General features: G+C 69.5%; 8 protein-coding genes. 2 read left to right on the plus strand and 6 right to left on the minus strand.

All coding sequences use genetic code 11. The annotated features are described in order from the left end of the window. The 3 genes from VFZ70_07730 to rplJ all read right to left on the minus strand — a co-directional run. Positions 1 to 3507 (minus strand): DNA-directed RNA polymerase subunit beta (locus VFZ70_07730; GenBank protein HEX6255690.1); only part of this gene is annotated, 3507 nt, incomplete at its 3' end. Between the two features lie 307 nt (positions 3508 to 3814). Beyond that, positions 3815 to 4204 (minus strand): 50S ribosomal protein L7/L12, encoded by a 390-nt coding sequence (gene rplL, locus VFZ70_07735; protein ID HEX6255691.1) that lies wholly within the window; start codon positions 4202 to 4204, stop codon positions 3815 to 3817. A gap of 52 nt (positions 4205 to 4256) precedes the next feature. Then, entirely contained in the window at positions 4257 to 4862 is a 606-nt protein-coding gene (gene rplJ, locus VFZ70_07740) for a 50S ribosomal protein L10 (GenBank protein HEX6255692.1), read from the minus strand. Positions 4863 to 5169: 307 nt separating this feature from the next. On the opposite strand from rplJ, the gene pta reads away from it, so the two are divergent. Together pta and VFZ70_07750 are read left to right on the plus strand one after the other, a co-directional pair. Continuing rightward, on the plus strand, positions 5170 to 7263 hold the full coding sequence (pta, locus tag VFZ70_07745) for a phosphate acetyltransferase (GenBank protein HEX6255693.1): 2094 nt from the start codon (positions 5170 to 5172) through the stop codon (positions 7261 to 7263). Continuing rightward, positions 7264 to 8460 carry an acetate kinase gene (locus tag VFZ70_07750; protein ID HEX6255694.1) on the plus strand — a complete coding sequence of 399 codons (1197 nt, stop codon included), beginning with the start codon at positions 7264 to 7266 and terminating at the stop codon, positions 8458 to 8460. Between the two features lie 81 nt (positions 8461 to 8541). On the opposite strand, the gene VFZ70_07755 is transcribed toward VFZ70_07750, so the two are convergent. From VFZ70_07755 to rplK, 3 genes are all read right to left on the minus strand, one after another. Next, positions 8542 to 10629, minus strand: coding sequence for a PQQ-binding-like beta-propeller repeat protein (locus VFZ70_07755; protein HEX6255695.1), 2088 nt, complete (start codon positions 10627 to 10629; stop codon positions 8542 to 8544). Between the two features lie 225 nt (positions 10630 to 10854). After that, positions 10855 to 11574 carry a 50S ribosomal protein L1 gene (gene rplA / locus VFZ70_07760; protein HEX6255696.1) on the minus strand — a complete coding sequence of 240 codons (720 nt, stop codon included), beginning with the start codon at positions 11572 to 11574 and terminating at the stop codon, positions 10855 to 10857. Positions 11575 to 11643: 69 nt separating this feature from the next. Then, positions 11644 to 12066: a 50S ribosomal protein L11 gene (rplK, locus tag VFZ70_07765; GenBank protein HEX6255697.1), complete on the minus strand. Its 423-nt coding sequence runs from the start codon at positions 12064 to 12066 to the stop codon at positions 11644 to 11646. Positions 12067 to 12157: the final 91 nt, after the last annotated feature.

Genomic DNA, 12157 nt, shown 5'->3' on the forward strand with positions numbered 1-12157 from the left:
GATCTGGCTGCCCTCGGCCGACAGCACCTCGACGTTGAGGCACAGCGACTGCATCTCCTTGACCAGCACCTTGAACGACTCGGGGATGCCGGGCTCGGGGATGTTCTCGCCCTTGACGATGGCCTCGTAGACCTTCACGCGGCCCAGCACGTCGTCGGACTTGACGGTCAGCAGCTCCTGCAGCGCGTACGACGCGCCGTAGGCCTCGAGCGCCCAGACCTCCATCTCACCGAAGCGCTGGCCGCCGAACTGCGCCTTTCCACCAAGCGGTTGCTGGGTGATCATCGAGTACGGCCCGGTCGAACGCGCGTGGATCTTGTCATCGACCAGGTGCAGCAGCTTGAGCACGTACATGTACCCGACGGCGATGCGCGCGTCGATCGGCTCGCCGGTGCGGCCGTCGAACACCTGGGCCTTGCCGGACTCGTCGATCAGCTTGTCGCCGTCCCGGTTCGGCCGCGCGTTCTCCAGCAGCGACGTCAGCTCGGCTTCGCGCGCGCCGTCGAAGACGGGCGTGGCCATCCGCTGGTCGCCGGGCGAGTCCATCAGCTCGTCGTCCCAGCCGACCTCGTCGAACCACTCCGGCTTCTCGTCGAACTGCCAGCCGCGGGACGCGACCCACCCCAGGTGGGTCTCGAGCACCTGCCCGACGTTCATGCGGCTCGGAACGCCGAGCGGGTTGAGCACGATGTCGACCGGTGTCCCGTCGGCCAGGAACGGCATGTCCTCGACGGGCAGGATCTTGGCGATCACGCCCTTGTTGCCGTGGCGGCCCGCGAGCTTGTCCCCGTCGGAGATCTTGCGCTTCTGCGCCACGTACACGCGCACCAGTTCGTTGACGCCCGGAGGCATCTCGTCACCGGCGTCGCGCGAGAACGTGCGCACGCCGATCACGCGCCCGGTCTCGCCGTGGGGGACCTTGAGCGACGTGTCACGGACCTCGCGCGCCTTCTCGCCGAAGATCGCCCGCAGCAGGCGCTCTTCGGGGGTCAGCTCGGTCTCGCCCTTCGGGGTGACCTTGCCGACCAGCACGTCGCCGGGGTTCACCTCGGCGCCGATGCGGATGATCCCGCGCTCGTCGAGGTTGGCCAGGACCTCCTCACCCACGTTGGGGATGTCGCGGGTGATCTCCTCGGCGCCCAGCTTGGTGTCGCGGGCGTCGACCTCGTGCTCCTCGATGTGGATCGACGTCAGCACGTCGTCCTTGACGAGGCGTTCGGACAGGATGATCGCGTCCTCGAAGTTGAAGCCCTCCCAGGACATGAACGCGACCAGCAGGTTCGCGCCGAGCGCCATCTCACCCGTGTCCGTGCAGGGACCGTCGGCGATGACCTGCCCGGCCATCACCTCGTCGCCCTCCTCGACGATCGGGCGCTGGTTGTAGCAGGTGCCCTGGTTGGTGCGCTCGAACTTGCGCAGGAAGTGCTTCTCGAGCCGGTCGTCGTCGAGCGACTTGATGATGATCCTGTCCGCGGCCACCTCGACCACGATCCCGTTGGTCTCGGCGACGACCACGTCGCCGGCGTCGCGGGCGGTCTTGGCCTCCAGTCCGGTGCCGACGTACGGCGCCCGGCTGGTCAGCAACGGCACCGCCTGCGCCTGCATGTTGGTGCCCATCAGCGCGCGGTTGGCGTCGTCGTGCTCGAGGAACGGGATCATCGCGGCCGTGACCGACACGATCTGGCGGGGCGAGACGTCCATGTAGGTGACGTCGGACGGCGGCACCTCACGGACGTCGTTGTCCTTGGCCCGGCACAGCACGCGCTCGCCCGTGAACGCCCCGTCATCACCCAGCGGCGCGTTGGCCTGCGCGATGATCTGGCGGTCCTCCTCGTCAGCCGTCAGATAGTCGATCCGGTCGGTGACGACCCCGTCGACCACACGCCTGTACGGCGTCTCCACGAACCCGAACTCGTTGATCCGCGCGTAGGTCGCGAGCGACCCGATTAGGCCGATGTTCGGACCCTCAGGCGTCTCGATCGGGCACATGCGCCCGTAGTGCGACGTGTGCACGTCGCGGACCTCAAAGCCGGCGCGCTCACGCGACAACCCACCCGGGCCCAGCGCTGACAGCCGCCGCTTGTGCCTCAGCCCGCTCAGCGGGTTGGTCTGGTCCATGAACTGCGACAGCTGGCTGGCGCCGAAGAACTCCTTGATCGCCGCCACGACAGGACGGATGTTGATCAAGGTCTGCGGCGTGATCGCCTCGACATCCTGCGTGGTCATGCGCTCACGGACCACGCGCTCCATGCGCGACAACCCGATGCGGACCTGGTTCTGGATCAGCTCGCCGACACTGCGCAGGCGCCGGTTGCCGAAGTGGTCGATGTCGTCGGTGTCGTAGCCGTCGTGACCATCGGCCAGGCGCACCAGGTACGACATCGTGGCGAGCACGTCCTCCTTGGTCAGCGTCGTGCCGAACGCCGGCGGGCGCGCCTCGCCCACGACGAACGCCACGGAGCGGCGGTCGAGCGCCTCCTTGGCGGCAGCCTCCAGCTGCGGCGGCGCCTCGATGTCAGCCAGCGCCTTCGCGTCATCCATCTCGACGAGGCCCAGGCGGACCTGTTCCTCACCGATCTTCTTGTTGACCTTGTAGCGTCCGACCTTCGCGAGGTCGTAGCGCTTGGTGTTGAAGAACAGGTTGATGAGCAGCGCGCCCGCCGACTCAGCGGTCGGCGGCTCGCCCGGACGCAGCTTGCGGTAGATGTCCTGCAGCGCCTCGCTCGGCGTCGACACGTTGTCGCGCTCCAACGTGTGCTCGATCAGCTCCGAGCCGGCGAACCACTCGCGGATCTCCTCGTCCGGCACGGGCTCGTCGAGGACGTCACGCGGCGCGAGTTCGTACTCGCCGGTCTCGCCATTGAACACGATGCCGCGCAACGCCCGGAACAGCACGGTGACCTGCTGCTTGCGCTTGCGGTCCACGCGCACGCCCACGTAGCCGCGCTTGTCGACCTCGAACTCCAGCCAGGCGCCGCGCGAGGGGATCACCTTGCAACCGAAGACGTCGCGGCCGGTGCCCTTGTCGATCGCCGTGTCAAAGTAGACGCCCGGCGAGCGCACGAGCTGGCTGACGACGACCCGCTCGGTGCCGTTGATGATGAAGGTGCCGCCCTCGGTCATCATCGGGAAGTCACCCATGAAGACCGTCTGCGACTTGATCTCACCCGTGGAGCGGTTCACGAACTCGGCGGTCACGAACAGCGGCGCCGCGTAGGTGAGGTCCTTCTCCTTGCACTCGTCGACCGAGTACTTGGGGGTCTCGAACCGGTGGTCCGAGAACGACAGGGCCATCTGACCGGTGAAGTCCTCGATGGGTGAGATCTCGTTGAAGATCTCCTGCAGACCGTGGTCGCGCAGCCACTCGAACGAGGAGCTCTGGATCGCCACCAGGTCGAGCCGGTCGACCGGCAGGGGCTCCTTGAGCTTCGCGAACGACAGCCGTCCTGTTTCAAAGTGCCCATTGGTGAGCGTGGCTGGGCCTTCGAGCAGATCGGTGGTCGTCAAGGCGTGCTCCTTGCAACAACGTGAATGGACGCCGCACGGGAAGGTCCGTGAGGCGCTACCGAGCCAGGCGCAACCCGCTGCTCCCCGAACAAGGGGTCGCGAAAAAGAGGCGCGAACAAGCAGTGTAGCTCGCGGCTACCCTGCTGTCAGATACTGCGGATGATGTGATTATGTCGGCCGACACGCAGCACTCCGCGCTGTGGGCCCCGATTGGTGGAGCCCCAAGACTGCCATCAGATGACGCGCACGTCAACGATGGCGACCGTGTGCCGCCGCCGGACGGCCGGCGGCACCGTGGACCGCGAGGCTACTTGACCTCGACCGACGCCCCGACGCCCTCGAGCGCCTCCTTGGCGGCATCGGCCTGCTCCCGCTCGACACCCTCGAGCACGGGCTTCGGAGCGCTGTCGACCAGCTCCTTGGCCTCCTTCAGGCCCAGGCTGGTCAGCGAGCGGACCTCCTTGATGACCTGGATCTTCTTGTCGCCCGCAGCGGTCAGCACGACGTCGAACGCGGTCTGCTCCTCCGCTGCGGCCTCCTCCTCGCCGCCGCCGGCGGCACCGGGAGCGGCGACGGCGACCGGCGCGGCGGCCGTGACGTCGAACTCCTCCTCGAACTGCTTGACGAAGTCCGACAGCTCGAGCAGCGTCATCTCCTTGAACGCGTCGAGCAGATCGGTGGTGGACAGCTTTGCCATGGTGTGCTCCTGGGGTGGTCTGACGATCGGGGGAACGGGCGGGGTGCCGGGGCTAGGCCTCGGATGCCTCGGCGTCGGCGGGCGCGTCATCGTCGGCTTCGGCGGCCTCGACCTCGACCGCCGCGGCGACATCCTGCGGACCCGAGGCCTTCTTGTCCTGCAGGGCGGCCAGCAGGCGGGCGAACTTGGACAGGTTCGCCTGTGCCAGGCGCGCGGGCTGCGCGACGATCGACTGCATCATGCCGGCCAGCCTGGCCAGAAGTTCTTCGCGCGACTCGAGCTCGGAGAGCCTGGTGGTCTCCGCCGCGTCCAGCACCCGCCCGTCCAGCACCCCGCCCTTGATGACGAGCTCGGGATGCTGCTTCGAGAACGCCCGCAGCACCTTGGCGGCCGCCACCGGGTCCCCGGCGCAGAAGGTGACGGCGGTCGGTCCGATCAGGACGTCGTGGGGGATGTCGACCCCCGCGTCCTGCGCGGCCAGTCGGGTCAGCGTGTTCTTGACCACGCGGTAGCTGGCGTCGGTCTCGCGCAGCTTGGCCCGTAACTCGGCCAACTCGTCGACCGACAGGCCGCGGTACTCGGTCAGCACCGTCGCGGTCGACTCGGACAGGCGTCGGGACACCTCGTCGACGACGGCGACCTTGTCAGGTCGTGGCATGACACGCGCTCCTCGGCTGGGTCGGCAAATGAAAAAACGTGCCCCCCGCAGACATCAGGAGGCACGAGAGCGCGGTGCGCGTCGCGTCGCCTGCGCTGGCCGGCCCGGGAGGGCCTCTTCGTCGCCGTGGCGAAACCGAGCGGTCTGCGGCTACAGCGGGCGAGTGTAGCGCCCCGCTGTGACCGGCGCACCCGCCACGCGGTGCGGCCGCCCCGCTCTGTCTCTCGTGCGAGCACGGTTCCGATGCGGGCACGCGGGCATGAGGATGGTGCGGGCCGGCGTCGGACAACTGCACGGGAGGACCACCATGGCCACGAGCCTGTATCTGGCGTCGCTCGAGCCCGACAGCGGCAAGTCGCTGGTCGCGCTCGGTCTGATGGAGATGCTGTCGAGCCGCACCGAGGATGTCGGCTACTTCCGTCCCGTGGTGCCCGACACCGCGGAGACCGACCAGCGCATCGCGCTGATGCGCGGACGGTACGACCTGTCGCTCGAGCCGACCCAGATGGCCGCGTACTCGGCCGGTGAGGTCGAGACCCTGCTCGCACGTGGCGCGCGTGAGGAGGTGTTCAAGCACATCCTCCGGACCTACAAGAGCGTCGAGCGCGAATGCAGCTTCGTGCTGGCCGACGGAACCGACTTCAGCAGCGTCACGGCCGCATTCGAGTTCGAGTTCAACATCGCCGTCGCGAACCACCTGGGCGCACCGGTCCTGACCCTGGTCAACGGTTCCGACCGGTCCGTCGAGGACATCGTCGCGGCGGTGCGGGTGGCGGAAGAGTCGCTGGCTGACGACGGCGCCGTCGTGGCGGCCACCATCGTCAACCGTGTCGACCCTGCGCACCTCGACGCGGTGCGTCGGGCGCTGGAGAACGATGCCGACGACCAGGACGCCCCGTTGTGGGTCATCCCCGACGACCCCCGGCTGGGCATGCCCACCATCGCCGAGATCGCCGACGCGCTGGGCAGCAGCGAGCTCCACGGCCGCGAGCTGGACGCCGAGCAGGAGGTCTCCGCGCTGAAGGTCGCGGCGATGAGCGTCCCGAACTTCCTCGATCACCTGGAGGAGGGGTCACTGGTGATCGCCTCCGGGGACCGCGCCGACGTCATCCTCGGCGCGCTCGCGACCCGGGCCACGACACTGCTGCCCACGGTCGCCGGACTGGTCCTGACCGGAGGGCTCGAACCGGCACCGCAGATCTCGGCGCTGCTCGGGGCCAGCACCCTGCCCGCGCTGCCGGTCGACACCGACACCTACAGGACGGCGTCCAACGTGGCCACGGTCCGCGGTGTGATCCGGGCGTCGAACGATCGCAAGTGTGCGACCGCACTCGGGCTGTTCGAGCGCCACGTCGACGTGCCCGCGCTCGCCGACCGCATCGAACTGACCCGCTCGGACCGGGTGACGCCGCTGATGTTCGAGTACGACCTGATCGAGCGGGCGCGGTCGGAGCGCAAGCGAATCGTGCTGCCCGAGGGCACCGACGACCGCATCCTGCACGCCAGCGAACTTCTCCGCCGGCGCGACGTCGTCGACCTCGTGCTGCTGGGCGACCCCGACGAGGTGCACACCCGCGCCGACAACCTCGGCATCGACCTGGGCGACATCCCCGTCATCGATCCGACGACGGCCGAGCAGCGCGCCGACTACGCCCGCCGGTACCACGAGGCGCGCCGTCACAAGGGCATCACCGAGGAGCAGGCGAACGACACGATCGTCGACGTCAGCTACTTCGGGACGATGATGGTCGAGGCCGGCGATGTGGACGGCATGGTGTCGGGTGCCGCCCACACCACCGGCCACACGATCCGTCCGGCGTTCGAGTTCATCCGCACCCGTCCGGACGTCGACGTCGTCTCCAGCGTCTTCTTCATGCTGCTGCCCGACCGTGTGCTCGTGTACGGCGACTGTGCCGTGAACCCCAACCCGACGGCTGCGCAGTTGGCCGACATCGCGGTCGCCTCCGCGGACACCGCGGCCACCTTCGGCGTCGAGCCGCTCGTGGCGATGCTGTCGTACTCGACCGGCGAATCGGGGTCCGGTGAGGACGTCGACCGGGTGCGCGACGCGACCCGGATGGCACGCGAACGCCGGCCGGAGCTCAAGATCGACGGCCCGATCCAGTACGACGCGTCCGTCGATCCCTCGGTGGCCGCGTCCAAGCTGCCGGGCAGCGAGGTCGCGGGCCACGCGACCGTGTTCATCTTCCCGGACCTCAACACCGGCAACAACACCTACAAGGCGGTCCAGCGATCAGCGAAAGCGACGGCGATCGGGCCGGTCCTGCAGGGTCTCAACAAACCCGTCAACGACCTGTCACGCGGCTGCACGGTCGCCGACATCGTCAACACCGTCGCGATCACGGCGGTGCAGGCCCAGACGCAGGGCGAGGAGGGTTAGATGAGCGTCGTGCTCGTGATCAACAGCGGCAGCTCGTCGATCAAGTACCAGCTGATCGACGTGGCCGCGGACGCCGTGCTGGCCGGCGGACAGGTCGAGCGCATCGGCGCCGGCGACGCGCTGCACACCCATGTGCGGCACGAGGGCGGCGACACGCACGAGCGCCGCGACAAGGCGGCGATCGGCGACCACGACGCCGGGCTCGCCGCGGTCGTCGCCGTACTGCGCGATGACGGCCTCGCCGGCAGCCTCGCGGCGGTGGGACACCGTGTCGTGCACGGCGGTGACCGCTTCAGTGACCCCACCGTCATCGACGAGGACGTCATGCACGCGATCGACGAGCTGTCGGTGCTGGCTCCCCTGCACAATCCCGCGAACCTGACGGGCATCGAGGTCGCCCGCCGGCAGTGGCCGGACGTTCCCCAGGTCGCGGTGTTCGACACGGCGTTCCATTCCACGCTGCCGCCGGTGGCCCACCGCTACGCGGTGCCCGAACCGTGGTACAGCGAGCACGGAGTCCGTCGCTACGGGATGCACGGCACCAGCCACGCCTTCGTCGCGCGTCGAGCGGCGGACCTGCTGGACCGGTCCCCCACCGACCTGCGGTTGATCACCGCCCACCTCGGCAACGGCGCCAGCATGACCGCGGTCCGCGGCGGCCGCAGCATTGACACGTCGATGGGGCTCAGCCCGCTCGAAGGCCTGGTGATGGGCACACGCAGTGGCGACATCGATCCGGCGATCGTCTTCCACGTCGGCCGCAGCGCCGGGCTGTCGCCCGACGAGATCGAGGATGCGCTCAACAACGCCAGCGGTCTGCGGGGACTGTGCGGTGACAACGACATGCGCGTCGTCGAGGAGCGCGCCGCCGATGGCGACGCGAGCGCGCAACTGGCGTTCGACCTGTTCTGCTACCGGGTGCGCGGATACGTCGGCGCCTACACGGTGGCGCTCGGCGGCCTCGACACCCTGGTCTTCACCGCCGGCATCGGTGAGCACTCGCCGCGGGTCCGCGCGGCCGTGTGCGACGGGCTCGGCGTGCTGGGCGTCGGGCTCGACGCCGACGCCAACGCCGCCTCGGAGACGATCATCAGTCGCCCCGACAGCTCGGTGAGCGTGCTGGTCGTCCCCACCAACGAGGAACTGGAGATCGCAATGCGAGCGCTGGCGGCAGTGGGCGACGACCGTGCCGTCTGACCGCCTTCGGCCGGCACACCGGACGGACAGCGACGACACGACGTCGACCGGTGAGGACGCCGCGGCCACCCGCCGCCGCACTCAACCGGTAAGGTCGATGCTGAGCACCGTGCCGTTGCGCCGTCCGGCGTAGAGCGCGTCGCCATCGACGGCGAGCAGCGCGCCCTTACCGACCTTGGCGTCGACCGGGCGGCGCAGCGCCCCGGACCACAGCGACACGGTCGCCAGGCGTCCGTCCGCCTGCACGGCGACGAGACGGTCGCCGCCACGCACGGTCCGGCGCCACGGGCCCGCTTGCCGCCAGGCCTGCGCGCCGGTGCGCGAGTCGAGCGCGGTGATGGCGTCACGGGTCACGACGACGATGCGGTCACCGGCTTCGTACAGGGTCGGTCGCGAGTCTGCGACACCTTCGACGGGCACGCACCACAGCCGCTCGCCGTCGACGTGCGCGCGCAGGCAGACCGTGCCCGAGCGGTTGGCGACGGCCACGCCCCGGTCGACCGCCCGCAGCGAGGACGTCCACATCTTCTCGTCGACCTCGTGACGCCACAGGCACAACGGCTCGGTCGCCGGTTCGCTCGCCGTGATCATCTCGGTGTCCTCGCCGGCGATCGCGCCGACCGGCAGGATGCCGTAGACCGCCTCGTCATCGGCGAGGTAGACGAAGTCGTCGGCCGGTTCGACGGCCGTCTCGGCGGGGAACGCCACCTCGTCCTCCGGAAACACCCAGAGCCGCTCGCCCGACTGGGCATCCATGGCGATCAACTGTGGCACGTCGGCGTCGCTGATCCCGTACACGGTGTCGTCGACCGCGGTCGGTGTGGACGCCGTCGCGATCGGGATCTGCCAGCGGACCGTGCCGTCGGCGACGTCGACCGCGCGCAGGTTGCCGTCGTCACCAGTGACGTACCGGTCGCCGTCGGCCACGACGCCGCCGCCGCCCGACTCGAGGTCGCCACGGACCTGGCCGGTGTCAGGGTCGACGACCAGGGTGTGGTCGTCGATGTCGATCAACAGACCGGCAGAGGTCACGTGCATGGCGGTCGGCCGGGCGCCGTCGATCCGCACGCGCCAGCGCACCGCTGGATCCCGGGGGACGGGCTCCGGCCGCGACGCGGCCGAGCGGGTCGCCACCGACGCTGCGCCCCGCCCGTCCACCATCGGCCCGCGCCCGAAGGTCACAGCCAGCAGCGCGAGCACGATCACGCCGGCCACCGCGGCTGTTGCGATCAGCGGCCGGACGGGCAGCTCACGCCGGGACCGCCGGTCGATGTCGTCGGGCGGCGGCGTCGGCGACACCGTGGCGGGCACGGCGGCGACGGCGGCGTCCGACGGCGACTGGCCGGAGGCCGCCCGCTGCCATGCGACCAGGGCATCCACGAAGTCGCCGCAGTGGTCGAACCGCTGGTCGGGATCCTTGGCCAGCGCGCGGGCCATGATCTCGTCGAGCGATGCCGACGCGTCGGCGCCGACGCGCTCGACGCCGGACGGCTGCGCGAACAGGTGTGCGCCGAACAGCGCCGACAGCGTCTGCCGCTCGAACAGCGGCCGACCGGTCAACGCGTGGTGCACGGCGGCAGCCAGCGCGTACTGATCGCTGCGATTCGTGGGCGCCGCGCCACGCAGCAGTTCGGGGGCGACATAGAGGAAATCGTCGAGCGGCTCGGTGAGCCGGCCCGAACCGGCGACGTCGGCGAGCAGGTGGTGCAGCCCGAAGCCCGCCAGCAGCGGGCGGCGCTCGATCCTGCCCGCGCGCCGGTCGAGCCAGACGGTCCGCGGATGCACGGCGCCGTGTGCCAGGCCGGCGGCCGCACCAGTGTCGAGCACGTCGGCGAGCGGGCGTGCCAGGTCGATGGTCTCGTCGAGCGTCCAGCGCGTGCCGAGCTGCGCGGTGAGCGGTTCGAACGGCACGTACCGGCTGAGCACGTACGGTGTGTCGCGGTCGCCGACCCCGAGCACGCTCACGACGTTGCGGTGCCGCAGCGTCGCGGCGGCACGCACATCCCGCAGACAGGCCTCGATGGCCGCACCGCCCGCGACATCGACGTCGAGCACGCGCACGATGCCCTGCTGGGACGTCCGCTCCTCGTGGTGAGCGAACCAGATCTCACTGACCGCGTCCTGCATCACCCGCGTGTGCAGCACGTGGTGCGCCACTGTTCGGATCATTCCCGCACCCTGCGTCCCACCAATGCTGCGACGCACTCACCGCCACAGCGCAACCCCTGCCGGGGCCACGGTAGACATCGTGCGGAGAGCGCGCAAATGCCCTGGCGGACGGTACGTGGATGTCATGAACACGTCGCGATCCGGCGACGTGTCCGGGCACGCCGAAATCGCGACGAGCCCGCGATCACAGGACCGCGGGCTCGTCCGGATGGGCTCGGTGCCGGGCTACCCGACGGGCGCGTCCTCTTCCCACAGGTTGCGCGTGCGCGCCGGATCGATCGCGATCGGCGGGCCCTGCGTGGCCGACACGGTGATCGACCGCAGGTAGCGGCCCTTTGCGGCGGCGGGGCGCTGACGGACCAGCTCCTCGAGCACGGCGGCGTAGTTGTCCACCAGCTCACGCGGCTCGAAGGACCCCTTGCCGACGACAAGGTGCACGTTGCCCTGCCGATCATTGCGGTACTCGATCTTGCCGGCCTTGACCTCACGGACCACGGTGCCGACATCGGTCGTCACGGTGCCGGACTTGGGGTTCGGCATCAGACCCCGGGGGCCGAGCACCTTGCCGTACCGCCCGATCTTGCCCATCTGATCCGGCGTGGCGATCACGGCGTCGAACTCGAGGTTGCCGGCCTCGATCATCTCGATGATCGTCTCGCTGCCGACGATGTCCGCACCCGCCTCCTCGGCGGCGGTGGCCTGTGCGCCCTCGGCGAACACCGCGACGCGCACGGTGCTTCCGGTGCCGTGCGGCAGGCTCACCGAGCCGCGGACCATCTGATCGGCCTTGCGGGGATCGATGCCCAGCCGGACCGCGACGTCGATGGTCGAGTCGAACGACGTCGTCGCCGTCTCCTTGACCAGCCGCATCGCGGCGGTCGGGCTGTACAAGCGGTCGGGTTCGATCTTCGCGGCCGCCTCGCGGTACTTCCTTCCACGTGCCATTGCCACTTCCTAGCGTGGTGCATGCGGCCTGCGCGGCCTCCCACGTCGTTGGTGCGGATCAAGCGGACGTCACTCGACGCGCAGTCCCATCGACCGCGCCGTCCCTTCGATGATCTTCATCGCGCCGTCGATGTCGATCGCGTTCAGGTCGGTCATCTTCCGCTCGGCGATGTCGCGGACGGCGTCACGGGACACGGTGCCGACCTTCACGCGGTTCGGCTCGCCGGACCCCTTCTCGACCCGTGCCGCCTTCAGCAGCAGGCTCGCCGCCGGCGGCGTCTTGGTGACAAACGTGAACGAGCGGTCCTCGAAGACCGTGATCTCGACCGGCACGACGTCACCGGCCTGCGACTGGGTGCGCTCGTTGAACGCCTTGCAGAACTCCATGATGTTCACGCCGTGCTGGCCGAGGTTGTTCCCGACCGGCGGCGCGGGGGTGGCCTGCCCCGCAGGGATCTGCAGCTTCAGCTTGGCCAGCATCTTCTTTGCCATGAATGTTCGCTTCCTTGATCGACCCCACGCACGGGCCTGGATCCGCGGTGGCGGACAACGTGCGGGTGTGACGGGTTGTGTGGCGCGGACG

The sequence above is a fragment of the Euzebyales bacterium genome (assembly GCA_036374135.1).
Taxonomy (GTDB): domain Bacteria; phylum Actinomycetota; class Nitriliruptoria; order Euzebyales; family JAHELV01; genus JAHELV01.

Coding starts and splice junctions, on each gene's coding strand:
- rplA (HEX6255696.1), bottom strand. CDS start 11,574: ATGGCACGTGGAAGGAAGTACCGCGAGGCGGCCGCGAAGATCGAACCC.
- pta (HEX6255693.1), top strand. CDS start 5,170: ATGGCCACGAGCCTGTATCTGGCGTCGCTCGAGCCCGACAGCGGCAAG.
- rplL (HEX6255691.1), bottom strand. CDS start 4,204: ATGGCAAAGCTGTCCACCACCGATCTGCTCGACGCGTTCAAGGAGATG.
- VFZ70_07755 (HEX6255695.1), bottom strand. CDS start 10,629: ATGATCCGAACAGTGGCGCACCACGTGCTGCACACGCGGGTGATGCAG.
- VFZ70_07750 (HEX6255694.1), top strand. CDS start 7,264: ATGAGCGTCGTGCTCGTGATCAACAGCGGCAGCTCGTCGATCAAGTAC.
- rplK (HEX6255697.1), bottom strand. CDS start 12,066: ATGGCAAAGAAGATGCTGGCCAAGCTGAAGCTGCAGATCCCTGCGGGG.
- rplJ (HEX6255692.1), bottom strand. CDS start 4,862: ATGCCACGACCTGACAAGGTCGCCGTCGTCGACGAGGTGTCCCGACGC.